Origin of the sequence: Phyllobacterium sp. OV277 (assembly GCF_900104355.1) — a bacterium.
GTDB lineage: Bacteria > Pseudomonadota > Alphaproteobacteria > Rhizobiales > Rhizobiaceae > Phyllobacterium.
Map to the genome: position 1 here is coordinate 67,981 of NZ_FNIY01000001.1, position 16,755 is coordinate 84,735.

The following is a 16,755-nucleotide window of genomic DNA, read 5'->3' on the forward strand; positions in this document are numbered from 1 at the left end:
TGATATAAGAAATATCAAGATACATTATGACTTGGCGATATGGCAAGGAACACTCCTGAACCAAGGAGTTGATCTTGACCACATTTCGCGAACGTTTTGAGGAAACTGGCCTGACATGGCCCGCTATTACACCTGCGGATTTCCCCTTCAAGCCAGCCATACGTATCGACAATATTGTCTATATCTCGGGGCAAATACCGGAGATCAGCGAGAACATCGCTTTCACCGGCAAAGTCGGCGACGCGGTCAGCATTGAAGATGCCAAAAAGGCAGCAGAAATTTGCGCAGCCAATATTCTGTTCTGGCTCAGCGAAGAACTTGGCGGCGATATCTCGCGCGTGGTGCAGATCGCTAAAGTCACTGTTTATATCAACGCTGTTGCTGGCTTCAGTGGATTTTCTGCTGTCGGGAATGGTGCATCCGAGTTGCTCCTGAATATCCTGGGTAATAAGGGAAAACACGCCCGTGCAGCCATCGGCATGGCGGGACTACCACTCAATGTACCTGTGGAAGTCGATGCAATCATCCATGTCAGCTAGGCGTCAATAACAGTGAGATCATTATCATGAATTTCGGATTGGATGGAAAACGAGCGCTTGTGGTGGGTGGCAATAAGGGGCTTGGTCGCGGAGTAGCAAAGTCTCTCGCCGAAAACGGCGCAATCATTGCCATATCGGGTCGGGACGAAGCAGCGTTGAATGACACAGTGAATGAGCTTCATGCCCATTCTCCCCGCTCCTTTGCTCTCAATGCCGATCTTGCTGATCCGGTGGCTTTGGCAGCCATGCTTGACCGCATTGATCGGGATATGGGCGGGGTTGATATTCTGCTTTTGAACGGTGGGGGCCCACCACCATTTTCCGCATCTTCGCTCAATATTGTGCAATGGCGAACGCAGTTCGAAACGATGTTTCTCTCCGGCGTGCGCATTGCAACGCATTTTCTCCCCAGAATGCGCGAACGGCACTGGGGCCGCATCCTTGTCGTGTCATCGACCAGTGTCCGGGAGCCGATTGCGGGCCTGACCGCATCAAACGCGCTGCGGGCTGCCGTTGCCGGTTGGGCAAAGAGCCTTGCGGGTGAAGTCGCAGCAGATGGCGTAACCGTCAACTTGCTGCTTGCCGGGCGTCTGGCCACCGCACGTACGGACAAGCTCGAACAAATGGATGCCGACGCGCAAGGCCTGGATGTTTCCGTCATAGCCGCACAAAGTCAGGCCGAGATTCCGGTTGGCCGCTACGGTACGGCTGAGGAGTTCGGGGCCGTGGCGGCGTTTCTCGCCAGCGAGCAGGCATCTTATATAACCGGAGCGGCCATCCCAGTTGATGGGGGCTTGTCGCGCGCTATTATCTAGTGATGATGAAACAACCCATGCCCCAGCCCTCCAAGTCTCGCTGGTGCAATCGTGTTCTAACCACAAAACTCATCCGAATGAAGGAATAGTGCCATGCCGGAGCGAAGCCGTGTTGAAGCCTTTGTGGCAATTGTTGAAAGCGGCGATCATGTGAAAGCCATCCGCGATTTTTATCATGAGGATGCATCAATGCAGGAGCCGGGAAAAGAGCCCCGGCGCGGTCGCGATGTGCTGATTGCGCATGAGCAAGCGGCTTTGGACCGGTTGCAGAACATGCATACCCACCCTGCCCGTGCTGTACTCGTCGACGGCGATAATGTTGTCATTCATTGGGTATTCGACGCCACCAACCGCGAAGGCGTGACGCGGCGACTGGAAGAACTGGCCTATCAGCGTTGGCAAGGCGATCGCATTGTCGAAGAGCGCTTTTTCTACGACACGGCATCGTCTTTCACCATTGTTGAAAAGTGAAATGCAATTGAACCCACCCGGCCCTTCAAGCCGGGTGGGTTCACATCAGCAATCAGGCCCTGCCTGCCCGCGTTGTAATCCCGATCGTTATGGCTGTTAGCAACAGCAGTGCCGAAGCGACTATGATGACCGATGTAAACGCCTGTTCGAATGCGGCGTTGGCCAAGCCAATCAAGGTCGAGGCAGTATCAGGCGCGAGCCCCTGCGCCATGATCAATGCCTCATCAAGACTGTCGTAAACCAATGCCGATACATTCATCGTATCAGGCAATACCAGTGTAACGCTGTAGATCGTCGACATAAGGCTGCCGAGCAGAGCAACACCCATTGCGCCGCCAAGTTCATAGGAAACTTCCTCGATCGAAGCCACCGTTCCGGCGCTCTCTTCCGGCGTATTGAGCATGACGGCGCTTGATGCCGCAGTCATCGCCGCACCGAAACCGAAGCCAAGAATCACGAGGCTTGAAATCTGCACAAAGGGTTTTGCATCATACACGTAGAGCAGGCTGGCAACGCCAAGTCCGGCTGCAACGAGACTGACCCACATGATACGTTCCGATCCGAGGCGCGGCAGCGCCAATCCAGCAATCGGTCCAGCAACAAATGCCGCCAATGGTACCGGCAAAATAAGAAGTCCGGCCTCCAGTGGCGACAATCCCATGACCAGCTGAAAGCGCTGGCTCAGTACCAATTCCATGCCAACAAGGGCAAGCGAAGCAATGAAGGCGGTGGCAACACCCGCTGAAAACCGCCTGTTACGGAAGAGTTTGAAGTCAATCATCGGCTGCGTCGAACGCCCCTGACGCCGAACGAACAGCCAAAGAAAGGCCATGCCGATGATAGCGGCTATCGATGCAGCTGCGTAGACAGGCGCCTGTTTGCCAAACTCCTTGATCGCATAGGTTACCCCGATGAGGCCGACCATGATCTGCCCCGAGGCAACAATATCCCACGGCCGCGTCGCATCACCCGCCCGGTTAGGAATCACCCAGAGCGTAAAGGCAAGCGCGACAATGACAATCGGAACGTTGATCAGGAAGACCGAACCCCACCAGAAGTACTCCAGCAGGACACCGCCGAGGACCGGGCCAATGGCGGCACCGCCTGAGGCAATTGCCGCCCAGATGCCAATAGCAAAGGCCCGTTCCTTTTCATCGGAAAATGTCTGCCGCACGATTGAAAGCGTAGCGGGCATCATCATGGCCGCGCCGACGGCCAGCAAAGCGCGTGAAGCGATGAGAACGCCGCTTGTTGGAGAAAAGGCTGCCGCCAGAGAGGCCAGACCGAATACGACAAGGCCGGCGGAAAAGAGTTTCTTGTTGCCAAACCGGTCGCCAAGCGCACCGGCACCGGGCAGCAGACCGGCAACAACAAGAGGATAAGCATTGACGATCCACAGCTTGGCGGAGGCAGAGGCATGAAGATCATGGGTTAGACGTGGCAAAGCCGTGTAAAGAACTGTCATGTCAATGACGACGAGGAACAGAGCGCTGGAGACGATCGCAAGGACCAGCCAGCGGTTTTGGGGTAGCATTTCTTTCACCATTGGAGCGTTCTTCGCTCCCGTTATAATTGCAATCGCGGACCGATTGTTCATCGATCCGCAATACATATATAAATACGATCGTATTGAAATGGAAGAGGGAGATCGATTTGGGCCGGAAACGCACGATTGATCGGGATAAGGTTCTCGACGCGGCAGAATCTGTTGTGAGCAAGGTCGGCGCAGCTGCATTGACCATCGATGCCGTTGCAAAGGCTGCCGGTATTACCAAAGGCGGCGTGCAATATTGCTTTGGTACGAAAGGCGCTTTGATCGACGCCATGCTGGAGCGCTGGGGGCAGGATTATGATACGCAAGTGGTGCAACTGACCCAAAAAGCATCCGCCTCGCCTATCCACGCCCATCTGGAGGCTACGCGCAAAGGCGACGAAAGCTCTAACGCCAAAGCCGCAAGCCTGATGGCATCACTTATCCAGACGCCCGAACATCTTGGCAGCACCCGCGAATGGTATCGCACGAGAATGGCGGATTTCGACCTGACGACGGAAGAAGGACGGCGGGCAAGAACCGCATTCATCGCTACGGAAGGCGTTTTCATGTTGCGCTTCTTCGGCTTCATGGAAATCAGCGAACAGGACTGGAACGCCATCTTTGATGACATAGAGGCATTTGTACTGAGCAAGGAAAAGCCCGGAACATAATCCCCTGTCAGGCTGCAAGCGGGATTCTCAGTTCGGCCCTTAGGCCACCTTCCGGATCATTCTCAAGCTTGATATCGCCACCGCAGCGCTGTGCAATGTTGCGCGCAATGGTAAGCCCCAGCCCAAAACCACCGGTTTGCCTGTTACGTGAACCCTCCACGCGCCGGAATGGCTGGAAAACCTCATCCAGTTTGGCTTGCGGTATGCCCGGCCCCTTGTCCTTGATCGCAAGAACAATGTCATTTCCCACCTGTTTCAGGCTGACATTGGCCTTTTCACCATAGGTCACCGCATTGTCGATCAGGTTTGTAACACAGCGGCGCAGTGCAATTGGCCGGCCGAAGCAGATGAATTTGCGCGAAGCCGCACTTTTTTTGTCGAACGTAACCTCAGGATAGTTATCGACAATAGAGTCGACGAGCGACCAGAAATCGATCTTCTCCTGTTCTTCATCCACCACCTCATAGGTGGCAAAATCGATGACTGAACGCGAAATCGCTTCAATATCATTGAGGTCCTGCATCAATGACTGACGCAATTGCGATTTGCGCAAAAGTTCAAGCCGCAAGCGGATGCGGGTCAATGGCGTGCGCAAATCATGGGCCAATGCCGCTGCCAGTTGCTCGCGGTCCGCAACATATTCACGCAATTGCTCCTGCATCGCATTCACCGCCCTTGCCGCGGATTTATATTCCGAGCTGCCATATTCGGGTAATGGCGGAATTTTGACGTCCTCACCGATGCGTTTCACCGCACTTTCCAGTGCGCGGTATGGCGCTGTCAGCCTGCGCATCGCCCAGATCGACAGAATGATGACGATGGCGGCGACCGCCCCGAACAATGGAAGGGTCTGCACCGTAAGTATCGGATCAATCGGCGAAACCGGTGTTACAAAGTTCAGCCATTGCCCGTCATTGAATTCGATAGATGCCGCAAGGCCACCGCTTTGGCTAAAATCCTGCGCGAGATCTGACAGCTGTTTTTCCACGACACCGACATCAGGATTGAGGGCGCTCGAACTTATCTCAGTACCTGGCGAAACCTTATTGGGTAAATCCCTGCGAACCCGGGCATCGGTGACGCCAAACGCCGAGAAGCGTGCAACAAGCACATCTTCAAGCTCCGCGAGATTGTCATCGGATGCGATCGCCGATGTCACTGCCGGATCATCCGACATATAAAGCGGACTTGATGCATTCGACATGACCGCAGCAAGTCGGATTCGCTCCGGTGGCGGTGCAGCGTAGAGCAGCTTCACCAGCGTATAGGCGCGCTCGCTCAGACGAAACAATTCAAGGATATTATTGCCCTCATTGCGATCGCGCGAGACGATGGACAGCGTGGCAATCTGTGTCGTGATCAACCCGGCAATCAGGATCAGCAGTATCCAGCTTGGCAAGGACTGGGGGAAAAAACGCTTCATTCCGCTATGACTTCCGGCACAAACTGATATCCGCCACCGCGAATTGTCAGGATCAGCTTGGGCGAACGCGGATCATCTTCCATCTTGCGGCGCAGACGGCTGATGAGAATATCAATGCTGCGATCATAGCCATAGGCCACATTGCTTCCCGCCAGTTCCAGAAGTTGATCACGGCTCAGCATGCGCTGTGCGCTCTTGACCAGTGTTTCAAGCAGGTTGAACTCTCCACTTGTCAGTTCCACGCGCACATTGTCAGGCGATACGAGCCGGCGCCGTGAACAATCCATGGTCCATCCGGCAAATTTATAAACCTGCGGCTCTAGACGGCGATCCGTCCCCGGCCCGTCAAGACGGCGAAGAACAGCCCTCACCCGTGCCAGCAGTTCGCGCGGATCAAATGGCTTGGAAACATAGTCATCTGCTCCCATTTCCAGTCCGACAACGCGATCGGTGGTTTCAGTGATTGCCGTCAACATGATGATCGGCACGCGCGAGTGCATGCGGATGTCACGGCAAATCTCCATGCCGCTTTTGCCCGGTAGCATCACGTCGAGAATCAGCAGGTCGACGGGCGTGCGCGAAAAAATGACCTGCATCTCGTCATTGTCTCTGGCGACCGAAACCCGCATGCCGCGCTTTTTCAGGAATTCATGCAGCAAATCACGAATAGCCTCGTCATCATCGACAATCAGGATATGTGGCTCGGACTTCATGCGAATCTTTCAACAATAAAAGGCTCTGATTTGCTTATCCGGCAACAAGATAGTGTCCGAAATCCGCATTGACCAGCCGGAACATATGCGCCTACGGGCGATTCAGCATCGCTTCCAATTTCAGAAACAATCCAGAAACAAAACTCTACAGAGCGGAAAAACGCCCGCAATAGTCGTGCCCGATAACAAGCGCATCGGTTCTGCTCCACCACGGAAACAGAACAAGCATTCACAAAGGGTCCTATGCGTAACATTTTGACCATATCGACAATCATTCTGACCGGCGCTCTGTATTTCGCCGGGCCGATTGAGACGTCCATGGCTGATGAGACGCCAACCCGTACCGTGCTTTGCGGCAAACTTCAGCAGCAAACTCAACAAGCCATCACCGAACACGCCGAGGCAAAACGGGCTGCCAAGGCGAGAGCACTTCAACGTAAGGCAACCAGGTTTTGTGCCAGCAACAAGCAGGCGCAAGGCATCAGGACATTCGCCCAAGCGTTGAAACTGCTCGGTGTGCAGCCGATTGATGATTGATCGACTGTGTCCCATGAGCCCCCATCAAAAGGAAACTGACCTATGAAAAAGTCCCTCTATACAGCTCTCGGCCTTGCCATCGCTCTCGCTGTTTCGGCTCCAGTTCTGACCGTTTCCAGCGCCAACGCAGCAACTGCAGCTGCACCAGCTGCCGCAGCACCAGCGACAGCCGCCGCTCCCGTTAAGCACGCTGCAAAGGCAAAGCATCACGTCAAGAAGACCGTCAAGCACAAGGCTCACAAGAAGGCAGCTGCCAAGAAGGTCTAATCTTCTCAATGCGCTATTCTTGACTAGTCTCAAAACTATGCCGGACATAGGAAACCATAGCCGGCATAGCTTTTTGATGTCTGACGCTTCCGCCATATTGTTTTTAAGTAGTAAAAAAGATCAATGATTTCTGCTGGATAGCGTCACGCCAGATCAAAGACGCTAGATATTGTGGTAATCGACCCGATCCATACAAGTTTAATTACCCAAAACACATTTCCCATCGTAAAATCCTCGTGATGATTCTGCGGCCGATCACGGATCGCCCATGAAGAGCGGCATCCACGGTCTGGACCATCGTAACGCAACCGGCATGTGGAGAGACGACTATGGGTGGAGAATCACTACTTATTTTCCTGTTAGTGGGACTGATCGCTGGATGGCTGGCGAGTCAGCTCGTTCGCGGAGGCGGCTTTGGCCTCATCGGCGACTTGATTGTCGGCGTCATCGGCGCGTTCATAGCGGGATATCTCTTTCCGCGTCTGGGCATTTCGCTGGGAGCCGGAATTCTGGGCTCGATTATCGCGGCCACAATCGGCGCCGTTATATTGCTCGTCATTCTTCGTGCTGTTAAACGAGCCTGACGTCATAGAACACCAAAAATGACAAAGCCTCCGAACCCGGCAAGGTTCGGAGGCTTTCTTTTTGCGCGATAATCAACCGATCAGGTATGGCTTGGCTGAGGTTCTGCGCCCGGCTGCGGTTTGGTCACTGTCTCAACCTTATGATCCTTGTGGGAAATGAAGGTGTAGAACATCGGCACCACAAAAAGCGTGAAGATCGTACCAACCAGAATACCCGAGAAGATCACCAGACCGATGGAGTAGCGGGCTGCCGCACCCGCACCTGTTGCCGTGATCAGCGGAATAACGCCGAGCGCCATAGCTGCTGTGGTCATCAGGATCGGGCGAAGACGTGTCTTGGCAGCCAGAATAATCGCATCGTGCCGCGATATGCCGTGCAGTTCACGCTGCTGGTTGGCAAACTCCACCATAAGAATGCCGTGCTTGGTGATCAGCCCCACAAGGGTGATCAGCCCCACCTGCGTATAGATGTTCAGCGTACCAAGTCCCATATTGAGCGGAACAATTGCACCGAAAATCGACAGCGGAACCGACATCATGATGATGAACGGATCGCGGAAGCTTTCGAACTGTGCCGCAAGCACAAGGTAGATCACGACGATAGCGAGCACGAAAGCAATCAGGATTGTATTGCCCTGCGTGACCTCCAGACGCGATTGGCCTGTGTAATCCAGGAAGAAGCCGTTTGGCATCAACGGACGTGCCGTATCAACCACAGCCTTCAGGCCCTCACCCGTTGTAACGCCCGGCATCGGCAATGCGGAAATCGTTGCCGAGTTAAGCTGATTGAACTGCTCGATAGCTGCCGGAGATGCATTTTCCGTCACTTTGATAACCGCCGATAACGGCACCATGTCGCCGGATGAACTCTTGACGAAGTATTTGCCAAGGTTTTCCGGATTGGAACGGAAATCTTGCGGTACCTGCGGAATGATATCGTAGCTGTTGGAATCGCGGTCAAATTTCGCGATCTTGCCGCCACCAACCAGAAGCCCAAGCGTCTGGCCGATTTCACTGACAGGAATACCCAGAGCTGATGCACGATCACGATCAATCGTCACAGTGACCTGTGGCGCGTTAAACGATAGCGAATTCTGCGCGACAATGAACTTGCCTGAAGCCTGCACCTTGTTCTTGATCTCCTCAGCCACTTCGAAGACCTTGTCGGCGGGACCCGTCGATTGGATGACGACCGAAATCGGCAAGCCACCACCCGTGCCGGGCAAGGTTGGCAGCGCGAAAATATAGGCCTGTGCACCGGCAATCGGACTGATCATGCCTTGCAGTTCCTGCTGCAACTGCTTCTGCGACTTTTCGCGTTGCGCCCAGTCTTTGAACACCCAGATCGCAAATGCCGAATTGGTGGTGCCCAGACCCGCAATATTAAAGCGGGCCTTGAGTTCAGGCAGATCCTTGGTCAAGGCATCAATCTGATTGGCATAGAGCTGCGTATAGTCGGTTGTCGCATATTGCGGCGCGTTGACAAGCGAGACCAGGAAGCCCGAATCTTCTTCCGGTGCCAGTTCGGATGACGTCTTGTTGAACAGGAAGGCCGTCAAAGCCACAAGCGCTATAACGATGAACAGGGTTATCGGCCGGAAAGCCAGCGATCCCGCCACCCGTCGTTCATAGGCGCCTTCCAGCCAGCTGAAGCTGTTGTCAACAATACGCTGGAAACGGCTGTGATTGCCACTTTTCAGCAGCAAGGCGCACATCATGGGCGAGACCGTCAAAGCAGCTACGCCCGAAATGATGACCGCACCAGCCAGCGTGAACGCAAACTCGCGGAACAAGGCACCTGTAAGGCCGCCGGTAAACCCGAGCGGCGCAAACACAGCCGCCAGTGTAATCGTCATCGCAATGATGGGGCCGGTGATTTCCTTCATGCCCTTAAGCGCAGCGTCGATTGGCTTGAGCCCCTCTTCGATGTGACGATGGATGTTTTCCAGAACCACGATCGCGTCGTCAACGACGAGACCGATCGCCAGAACCATCGCGAGCAGCGAAAGCAGATTGATCGAATACCCCAGAAGGAACAGGAAGAAGCAGACGCCAACCAGTGAAATTGGGATCGTTACGACCGGAATGATAACCGAGCGGAATGATCCAAGGAAAAGCAAAATCACCAGAACAACAATGAGCACCGCTTCACCGATCGTCTTGAACACTTCCTCGATGGACGAGCTGATCTGCTCAGTCGAATCGTAAAGCATGATGATAGACATGCCTTCTGGAAGCGTGGCGTCGATCGCAGGCAGTTCTTTGCGTACAGCAGCCGTCATATCCAGCGGGTTCGCCGATGGTGTCGGGAAAATACCGAGGAATGTGCCACTTGATCCATTGAAAGTAACCCGTGTGTCCGTATTGACAGCTCCAAGCTCAATGCGGGCCACATCGCGCAGACGGACGATATTGGTGCCATCCGACTTGATGGGCATCGCACCAAAGGCTTCAGGCGTCTGCAAGGTCGTTTTCAGCGTAATTGGCGATGCGACATAGAGGTTTTCGATCTTGCCCGGCGCCGACAGGAAGTTTGACTGCTTGATAGCGGTCAAAACCTCCGATGCGGTGGTCTTGCGTGCAGCGAGCTGAATCGGATCGATCCAGACACGCATCGAGAACACCTGACCACCCAGAACCTGCGCATCGGCAACACCTTGAATCGTCGACATACGCGGCTGGATGACGCGCTGCAGATATTCGGTAAGCTGCACACTGGACATGTTGGGATTTTGCACAGCCAGATACATGGTCGCGAACTCCTGACCAGTACCCTTCTTGATCACGGGATCATCGGCTTCCGTTGGCAGATCACCGCGAACCTGATTGACCTTGGAAATGACCTCGGTCAGCGCCGCGTCTGGATCAGCGCCAAGTTTCATCTGCACGGTGACCGTGCTGGATGACGGCACCGATGATGATGTCACATAGTCAATGTTTTCCGTTGTGGTGACAGCCTTGGCAATCGGTGCAGAAATGAAACCCTGCATCAGATCGGCGCTGGCGCCCGCATAAGTCGTTGTGATGGTGATAGCCGTTTCGTCAACCTTCGGGTACTGGCGAACCGCAAGGTTCGACACGCCCTGGGCGCCGAGCAGGATAATCATCAAGGCGACAACCGTCGACAGAACTGGACGGCGAATGAATACATCTGAGAAATTCATTTTGTGGGCAGTCCCGCGTCAGTGGTGTTGGCTGGATTGACGGCATTGGCAATTGTCACTGCTCCGCCGGCGTTCAAGCGATTTTGGCCTGCAGTCACAACAATATCGCCCGCCTTGATGCCTTTGGTGATCTCAACCAAAAGACCTGAGCGGCGACCCGGCGTAACGAAAACCTGCGCAAGAACAAATCGCTCTTCCTTCTTGGCAGCGGCAGGGTCAGCTGGCTTTGTTGCGTCGGCTGGCTTGGCAGCGTCTGCTGGTTTGGCAGCATCGGCAGCCTTGGCCGGCTCTTCCTTCTTTACCTCAGGACGAAGAACGAAGATGTAATCGCCGTAAAGGCTGGAGACGAGCGCGGTCTGCGGCAGAGTAAACACCGCATCTTCCTTTGGAAGCGTGACATAGACCTGAGCAAACTGGCCCGGACGCAATTTGCCGTCCGAGTTGTCGACCTTCGCACGCACGGAAACCAGCCGTGTTGCCGGATCGATCCGTGGCTCTACAGCCGTGATCTCACCATTGTAGCTCTGGTTGGTATCTGACAGGCTCATCTTGATCTGTTGTCCGATATGAACCTGATTGAGATTTTGCTCGTTAACCGTGAAATCGACGCGCATGGTGGCAAGATCCTGCAACGAGACAACAACGTCGCCCGGCTTCAGATACTGCCCCTGTTCGATCTGCGGAATACCAACCGTGCCCTTGAAAGGCGCCTTGAGCAGCTTCTGCTCCATGACGGCCTGCAATTTGGCAATTTCGGCCTTCTTGGCCAGTGATGCGGCCTGTGCCGTATCCACATTGGATTCAGCGCCGACACCACGCGTATTCAGCGTGCGTGCGCGTGCCAATGTCTGATCGTTCAGAACATCCTGAGCCTTGGCAGCCACAATATCAGCCTTTTCGATGGCATCATCCAGCTGCAGGAGCGAAGCGCCCTGCTCTACAACCTGATTTGCCGTGAAAGGGATTTCCTTGACGATACCAGCAACCTCGACAGCCAGGCTAACGCCCTGAATAGCGCTGACGGAGCCGATGGCTTCAATATTCGGTGTCCATACGCTGGGTTCAACCTTGTAGGTCGAGACAGCTTGGGCAGGCTGTTGCATGGTGGCAAAGAACTGCTTGATCATTCCCTCTTTGAAATAATTGAACCAAACCAAGCCTCCGCCAAGCACCACGACCAGAAGTAGAATGATCACGGGTAGAATGTAGCGCTTTATCATGGGGAACCGCTCCGGAACAAAACAATGGCCAGCAAAGTTTGTTGCCAGCCTGTCAAATGAGAATAACGTGATGTGGACTTGATTGCCACGTGCCATTTACTGTACCGTCCGGACGGTAAAGTCAATAGAAACAGGATTCCTTATGGGACTAAAGTTTTGAAGAAAGAGCAGAATGCGGGCGGCAGTTCTCACAACGAAAGATAAAATTCTGCAGGCAGCTGCGGAAATCGCCATGGAGGTGGGTCCTGTTCACCTCTCTCTTGATGCGGTCGCGAGGCGAGCGGGGCTTTCAAAAGGCGGCTTGCTCTATACGTTCCCCACCAAGGCCAAACTGCTCGAAGCACTGGTTGAGCACCATGTGGCGGAGTTTGACGAATCACTGCGCATGCAGGAAGCCAAGCGAAACCACAAGGTGAACAGCGTGGTTCAGGCCTGTATCGAGGTGTATCGCGCTGAATTTGTGCTCAATGAGCCTGAACCATCGGGCATATTGGCTGCTATCGCCAATGATCCGAGCTTTATCGATCCCATCAGGCGCTACAACAAACAATTACTCGATCGTATGAAAGAGAACTCGGAAGATCCGACAATGGCGCTGATCGCATTTCTGACCATAGAAGGCCTGCGCAGCCTGAAGCTGCTCGATATGGATACCCTGACCCACGAAGATCAGATCACGGCGATTGACGGGTTGCGTCAGCTTTTTGCGCCCTGTGATCCCGATAAGCCATCCCAGCCCGCAACGGGCTGATCAGGCATAAACCGGAATATCACCCTGAGCCCAGGCACCTTGGGTCTCTTCGCTGAATGCCTCGAAGCGTTTGGCCTCAATGGCATTGCGGATGCCCTGCATATGCTGCTGGTAATAGGCCAGATTATTCCATGTCAGCAACATGCCGCCGAGTGCTTCACCTGATTTGACCAGATGATGCAGATAGGCGCGGCTGTAATCACGCGCGGCCGGGCATGACGACTCTTCATCAAGCGGACGCGGATCATCCGCATGGCGGGCATTGCGCAAATTGACCTTGCCGCGCCGGGTAAAGGCAAGACCATGCCGCCCTGCCCGTGTCGGCATCACACAATCGAACATATCGATCCCGCGTGCGACGGATTTCAGAATATCGTCAGGCGTACCGACGCCCATCAGATAACGCGGCTTTTCCGTGGGAAGTTCGGGACAGGTCACATCGAGCATATCGAGCATGACGTCCTGCGGCTCGCCGACTGCAAGACCACCGACCGCATAGCCCTTCAAATCCATGGCTTTAAGCGCCTGCGCGGAGCGAATGCGCAAATCCGGCACGTCGCCGCCCTGCACGATGCCAAACATCGCCTTACCAGGTTGAACACCAAAGGCCGTCTTGCACCGTTCGGCCCAGCGCAACGACAATTCCATAGCGCGCTGAATATCCTTCGGCGTCGAAGGCAAAGCCACACACTCATCGAGCTGCATCTGAATATCGGAATCTAGCAAGCCCTGTATCTCGATTGAACGTTCCGGGCTCATTTCATAGGCGCGCCCATCGATATGCGAGCGGAAGGTCACGCCTTTTTCGTCGAGCTTGCGCAATTGCGCCAGAGACATGACCTGAAAACCACCGGAGTCCGTCAGGATTGGTCCCGGCCAGCGGGCGAAATCGTGCAGACCACCCAGCTTGGCAATGCGCTCGGCACTGGGACGCAACATCAGGTGATAGGTATTGCCAAGAATGATATCGGCACCAAGATCGGCAACCTGATCCATATACATGGCTTTGACCGTCCCGGCCGTGCCTACAGGCATGAATGCGGGCGTTCGCACGGTACCGCGTGGCATGGTGATTTCACCACGCCGGGCTTTGCCATCGGTTGCGATCAGTTTGAATTCAAAATTTTCTGTCATGATGCGGATCGCCATAACAGGCTTGCATCGCCATAGGAATAGAAGCGGTAGTGATTTTTGATCGCATAGGCATAGGCCTCATGCATGCGCTCAAACCCGCTGAAGGCGGAAACCAGCATGAACAGCGTCGATTTGGGCAGATGAAAATTGGTCATCAGCAGATCAACCGCGCGGAACTGATAACCCGGCGTGATGAAAATATCCGTCGGACCCGACCACGCTTTGACAACGCCATCGGGCGTGGTCGCGCTCTCAAGCAGTCGCAGCGATGTAGTGCCGACGCTGACAATACGTCCACCCCGTGCTTTCACGGCATTCAGCGCATCAGCAGTGGCTTGATCGACGTGGCCAATCTCCGCATGCATCTTGTGATCGGCAGTATCATCGGCTTTGACGGGCAAAAAGGTGCCCGCTCCCACATGCAGCGTCACGAAATGTTCTTCGATACCGCGCTTCTTCAGGTCTTCGAGCAGTGCAGGCGTAAAATGCAGCCCAGCAGTGGGCGCAGCGACTGCACCTTCCTCACGAGCATAAATGGTCTGATAATCTTCCTTATCGCGGCCGTCTTCTGCACGCTTTGAGGCAATATAGGGCGGCAAGGGAATATGCCCGACGGCAGCAATCGCCTGATCAAGATCGGCGCCGCTGAAATCAAAGACCAGCAAAGCCTCGCCCGCTTCGCCTTTCTCTGCAACAGTGGCCTGAAGCGATCCCAGCAGACAGGCATTGTTGCCATGGCCGAAATCGATCCGCTCTCCCTGTTTGATGCGTTTCGCGGGGCGCAAAAAGGCTTTCCAGCGATCTGGTCCGGTGCGCATATGCAGGGTCGCGCTGATTTGGGCTTTCACGCCTTCACGTTCGCGAAAACCTTCAAGTTGCGCAGGTATCACTTTGGTATCATTGAAAACCAGCGCATCGCCAGCCTGCAGAAAATCACCAAGATTCCTGACAATATTGTCCTCAAATCCTGAAGTATTCGCCTTCACAAGCAAAAGCCGCGCTGAATCGCGCGGCTCTGCAGGTCTCAATGCGATGTTTTCTTCCGGCAGGTCAAAATCGAAAAGATCAACACGCATGATGTATCAATGCGATCTTATTCGACGTCTGCGGCAACGCGCATCGACACGATCGAATCCGGATCCTGCACAGGCTCGCCGCGCTTGATCGTGTCGACATTGTCCATACCTTCGATAACCTGACCCCAAACCGTGTACTGACGGTTGAGAAAAGCAGCATCATCAAAGCAGATGAAGAATTGGGAATTGGCAGAATTCGGGTTCTGCGAACGGGCCATGGAGCAAGCGCCACGACCATGGTTGGCATTGGAGAATTCAGCCTTCAGATCAGGTTTTTCCGAACCACCCATACCGGCGCGCGATGGATTGAACGACGAACCGCCCTGCTTGCCAAACTTCACGTCGCCAGTCTGCGCCATGAAACCGTCGATAACGCGGTGAAACACAACGCCATCATAGGCGCCTTCGCGTGCCAGTTCCTTGATGCGCTCGACATGGCCGGGGGCGAGGTCAGGATAGAGTTCAATGACAACATTGCCCTTGGTCGTTTCGAGCAAAATCGTGTTTTCTGGATCTTTGTAAGCCATATGAGGCATCTCCTGTTTTATGTGTGTTATTTTGCCGGACCGACAGTGACCTTGATCATCTTGTCCGGGCTATCGACAGCGCCGTTCTGCGCTTCATTGCCTTTTTTGATCTTGTCGACGGTTTCCATACCGCTCGTCACCTTGCCGACAACCGTGTACTGGCCGTTCAGGAACGAGCCATTGTCAAACATGATGAAGAACTGCGAATTGGCCGAATTGGGGTTGGATGAACGCGCCATGCCAACAGTGCCGCGCACGAAGGGTTCCTTCGAGAACTCGGCAGGCAGGTCAGGACGCTTGGAACCACCGGTTCCAGCGGCCGCCTGATTATAGCCCTTCTCGGTATTGCCATACTGCACATCGCCAGTCTGGGCCATGAAACCCGGAATAACGCGATGGAATACGACACTGTTATAGGCACCTTCCTTGGCGAGTGCCTTGATCTGCTCGACATGTTTTGGAGCAAGATCGGGGCGCAGTTCGATCTTTACATCGCCGTCCTTGAGCTTGATGATCATTGTGTTCTGGTCATCGGCCCAGCTTGGGCTCAATGATGCGAAAGACAGGGAAGAAACGGCCGCCACAAGAAGCGCAGTGCGAAATACGGACATGAAAGTCTCCAAAGGATCGGGTTAAAAAGAGAGCCCTATTTGAATTTGGCCTTGAGCGCCTCGGCGACAAGAGCAGGAGCAAAGTGCCTGATATCACCGCCCATGGCCGCAATCTGGCGGACCAATGTGGCAGTAATTGTGCGAACCGAAGGATCGGCCGGAAGGAATACAGTTTGCAGTTCCGGCGCCATCTGGCCGTTCATGCCAGCCATCTGCATTTCATAGTCAAGATCAGTACCGTCACGCAGGCCCCGCACCAATAGCGAAGCACCATGTTTACGCGCTGCATCAATCACCAATCCGTCAAAAGAAATCACTTCGAGCCGCTGACTATCCTTGCCGAAAACATCCGCCGCAACGCGGTTGATGAGGTCCATACGCTCGGCAAAGGAAAACAACGGCGCCTTGCCCGGATGAATGCCGATGGCCACGAAAACCTTGTCGGCAAGGCGCAACGAGCCCTTCAGGACATCCATATGGCCATTGGTGATCGGGTCAAATGATCCGGCGTAAATTGCGATTGTCATACCGTCTCCTAACCGTTTTGCCCGCAGCTTTCAATGGCCGCAAACATTGCCCTTTCATTCTTAAATGAACGGAAGATGAACGAGGCAATCAGCAAGCATTCAGTTGCCGTTAACTATAAAGAACTCTGAAAATGAAACCTTTTGGCTCTTAGGGCGTTGTTAACCATAAGAAAGCTGAAGATTGAAGGGAC

General features: G+C 54.2%; 18 protein-coding genes. 8 read left to right on the forward strand and 10 right to left on the reverse strand.

What is annotated here, in order from left to right:
* The first annotated feature begins 74 nt into the window (after positions 1-74).
* The 3 genes from BLU05_RS00360 (at position 75) to BLU05_RS00370 (ending at position 1,825) form a co-directional block, all read left to right on the forward strand.
* The gene (locus tag BLU05_RS00360) at positions 75-539 is read left to right on the forward strand and encodes a RidA family protein (protein ID WP_175540491.1); all 465 of its coding nucleotides are present in this window, start codon (positions 75-77) and stop codon (positions 537-539) included.
* Between the two features lie 26 nt (positions 540-565).
* Positions 566-1,354 carry an SDR family oxidoreductase gene (locus BLU05_RS00365; protein ID WP_091876914.1) on the forward strand — a complete coding sequence of 263 codons (789 nt, stop codon included), beginning with the start codon at positions 566-568 and terminating at the stop codon, positions 1,352-1,354.
* 93 nt (positions 1,355-1,447) lie between these two features.
* Entirely contained in the window at positions 1,448-1,825 is a 378-nt protein-coding gene (locus tag BLU05_RS00370) for a nuclear transport factor 2 family protein (protein WP_091876916.1), read from the forward strand.
* Positions 1,826-1,877: 52 nt separating this feature from the next.
* Here the strand turns inward: BLU05_RS00370 and BLU05_RS00375 are convergent, their stop codons facing one another.
* Entirely contained in the window at positions 1,878-3,359 is a 1,482-nt protein-coding gene (locus tag BLU05_RS00375; RefSeq protein WP_091878352.1) for an MFS transporter, read from the reverse strand.
* A 119-nt stretch (positions 3,360-3,478) separates the two neighbouring features.
* Between BLU05_RS00375 and BLU05_RS00380 the strand changes: the two genes are divergently transcribed.
* Positions 3,479-4,030 (forward strand): TetR/AcrR family transcriptional regulator, encoded by a 552-nt coding sequence (locus BLU05_RS00380; RefSeq protein ID WP_091876918.1) that lies wholly within the window; start codon positions 3,479-3,481, stop codon positions 4,028-4,030.
* A gap of 7 nt (positions 4,031-4,037) precedes the next feature.
* On the opposite strand, the gene BLU05_RS00385 is transcribed toward BLU05_RS00380, so the two are convergent.
* Positions 4,038-5,453: an ATP-binding protein gene (locus BLU05_RS00385; RefSeq protein ID WP_091876920.1), complete on the reverse strand. Its 1,416-nt coding sequence runs from the start codon at positions 5,451-5,453 to the stop codon at positions 4,038-4,040.
* Positions 5,450-6,166 carry a response regulator gene (locus tag BLU05_RS00390; protein ID WP_091876922.1) on the reverse strand — a complete coding sequence of 239 codons (717 nt, stop codon included), beginning with the start codon at positions 6,164-6,166 and terminating at the stop codon, positions 5,450-5,452. The genes BLU05_RS00385 and BLU05_RS00390 overlap by 4 nt, the downstream gene beginning before the upstream one ends.
* Positions 6,167-6,484: 318 nt before the next feature.
* Between BLU05_RS00390 and BLU05_RS00395 the strand changes: the two genes are divergently transcribed.
* The 3 genes from BLU05_RS00395 (at position 6,485) to BLU05_RS00405 (ending at position 7,554) form a co-directional block, all read left to right on the forward strand.
* A complete protein-coding gene (locus tag BLU05_RS00395; RefSeq protein ID WP_091878354.1) occupies positions 6,485-6,703 on the forward strand; it encodes a hypothetical protein in 219 nt (72 codons plus the stop codon).
* 42 nt (positions 6,704-6,745) lie between these two features.
* A complete protein-coding gene (locus BLU05_RS00400) occupies positions 6,746-6,970 on the forward strand; it encodes a hypothetical protein (protein ID WP_091876924.1) in 225 nt (74 codons plus the stop codon).
* Between the two features lie 329 nt (positions 6,971-7,299).
* Positions 7,300-7,554, forward strand: coding sequence for a GlsB/YeaQ/YmgE family stress response membrane protein (locus BLU05_RS00405; protein WP_091876926.1), 255 nt, complete (start codon positions 7,300-7,302; stop codon positions 7,552-7,554).
* Between the two features lie 80 nt (positions 7,555-7,634).
* On the opposite strand, the gene BLU05_RS00410 is transcribed toward BLU05_RS00405, so the two are convergent.
* Both BLU05_RS00410 and BLU05_RS00415 read right to left on the reverse strand, forming a co-directional pair.
* Positions 7,635-10,718 carry an efflux RND transporter permease subunit gene (locus tag BLU05_RS00410; protein WP_091876928.1) on the reverse strand — a complete coding sequence of 1,028 codons (3,084 nt, stop codon included), beginning with the start codon at positions 10,716-10,718 and terminating at the stop codon, positions 7,635-7,637.
* Positions 10,715-11,938 carry an efflux RND transporter periplasmic adaptor subunit gene (locus BLU05_RS00415; RefSeq protein WP_091876930.1) on the reverse strand — a complete coding sequence of 408 codons (1,224 nt, stop codon included), beginning with the start codon at positions 11,936-11,938 and terminating at the stop codon, positions 10,715-10,717. The genes BLU05_RS00410 and BLU05_RS00415 overlap by 4 nt, the downstream gene beginning before the upstream one ends.
* 172 nt (positions 11,939-12,110) lie before the next feature.
* On the opposite strand from BLU05_RS00415, the gene BLU05_RS00420 reads away from it, so the two are divergent.
* A complete protein-coding gene (locus BLU05_RS00420; protein WP_091876932.1) occupies positions 12,111-12,689 on the forward strand; it encodes a TetR/AcrR family transcriptional regulator in 579 nt (192 codons plus the stop codon).
* Here the strand turns inward: BLU05_RS00420 and tgt are convergent, their stop codons facing one another.
* The 5 genes from tgt to coaD are packed head-to-tail and all read right to left on the reverse strand — an operon-like array spanning position 12,690 to position 16,564.
* Complete coding sequence (gene tgt / locus BLU05_RS00425; protein WP_091878356.1) at positions 12,690-13,823, reverse strand: tRNA guanosine(34) transglycosylase Tgt; 1,134 nt, start codon at positions 13,821-13,823, stop codon at positions 12,690-12,692.
* A complete protein-coding gene (queA, locus tag BLU05_RS00430) occupies positions 13,820-14,899 on the reverse strand; it encodes a tRNA preQ1(34) S-adenosylmethionine ribosyltransferase-isomerase QueA (protein ID WP_091876934.1) in 1,080 nt (359 codons plus the stop codon). Before queA ends, tgt begins: the two co-directional genes overlap by 4 nt.
* 17 nt (positions 14,900-14,916) lie before the next feature.
* Entirely contained in the window at positions 14,917-15,426 is a 510-nt protein-coding gene (locus BLU05_RS00435; protein WP_091876936.1) for a peptidylprolyl isomerase, read from the reverse strand.
* 26 nt (positions 15,427-15,452) lie between these two features.
* Positions 15,453-16,037, reverse strand: coding sequence for a peptidylprolyl isomerase (locus tag BLU05_RS00440; RefSeq protein WP_091876938.1), 585 nt, complete (start codon positions 16,035-16,037; stop codon positions 15,453-15,455).
* Positions 16,038-16,072: 35 nt separating this feature from the next.
* Positions 16,073-16,564, reverse strand: coding sequence for a pantetheine-phosphate adenylyltransferase (gene coaD, locus BLU05_RS00445; protein ID WP_091876940.1), 492 nt, complete (start codon positions 16,562-16,564; stop codon positions 16,073-16,075).
* Positions 16,565-16,755 lie beyond the last annotated feature (191 nt).

Coding starts and splice junctions, on each gene's coding strand:
- BLU05_RS00365 (WP_091876914.1), top strand. CDS start 566: ATGAATTTCGGATTGGATGGAAAACGAGCGCTTGTGGTGGGTGGCAAT.
- BLU05_RS00370 (WP_091876916.1), top strand. CDS start 1,448: ATGCCGGAGCGAAGCCGTGTTGAAGCCTTTGTGGCAATTGTTGAAAGC.
- BLU05_RS00375 (WP_091878352.1), bottom strand. CDS start 3,359: ATGCTACCCCAAAACCGCTGGCTGGTCCTTGCGATCGTCTCCAGCGCT.
- BLU05_RS00385 (WP_091876920.1), bottom strand. CDS start 5,453: ATGAAGCGTTTTTTCCCCCAGTCCTTGCCAAGCTGGATACTGCTGATC.
- BLU05_RS00390 (WP_091876922.1), bottom strand. CDS start 6,166: ATGAAGTCCGAGCCACATATCCTGATTGTCGATGATGACGAGGCTATT.
- BLU05_RS00395 (WP_091878354.1), top strand. CDS start 6,485: ATGGCTGATGAGACGCCAACCCGTACCGTGCTTTGCGGCAAACTTCAG.
- BLU05_RS00400 (WP_091876924.1), top strand. CDS start 6,746: ATGAAAAAGTCCCTCTATACAGCTCTCGGCCTTGCCATCGCTCTCGCT.
- BLU05_RS00405 (WP_091876926.1), top strand. CDS start 7,300: ATGGGTGGAGAATCACTACTTATTTTCCTGTTAGTGGGACTGATCGCT.
- BLU05_RS00410 (WP_091876928.1), bottom strand. CDS start 10,718: ATGAATTTCTCAGATGTATTCATTCGCCGTCCAGTTCTGTCGACGGTT.
- BLU05_RS00415 (WP_091876930.1), bottom strand. CDS start 11,938: ATGATAAAGCGCTACATTCTACCCGTGATCATTCTACTTCTGGTCGTG.
- BLU05_RS00420 (WP_091876932.1), top strand. CDS start 12,111: ATGCGGGCGGCAGTTCTCACAACGAAAGATAAAATTCTGCAGGCAGCT.
- tgt (WP_091878356.1), bottom strand. CDS start 13,823: ATGACAGAAAATTTTGAATTCAAACTGATCGCAACCGATGGCAAAGCC.
- queA (WP_091876934.1), bottom strand. CDS start 14,899: ATGCGTGTTGATCTTTTCGATTTTGACCTGCCGGAAGAAAACATCGCA.
- BLU05_RS00435 (WP_091876936.1), bottom strand. CDS start 15,426: ATGGCTTACAAAGATCCAGAAAACACGATTTTGCTCGAAACGACCAAG.
- BLU05_RS00440 (WP_091876938.1), bottom strand. CDS start 16,037: ATGTCCGTATTTCGCACTGCGCTTCTTGTGGCGGCCGTTTCTTCCCTG.
- coaD (WP_091876940.1), bottom strand. CDS start 16,564: ATGACAATCGCAATTTACGCCGGATCATTTGACCCGATCACCAATGGC.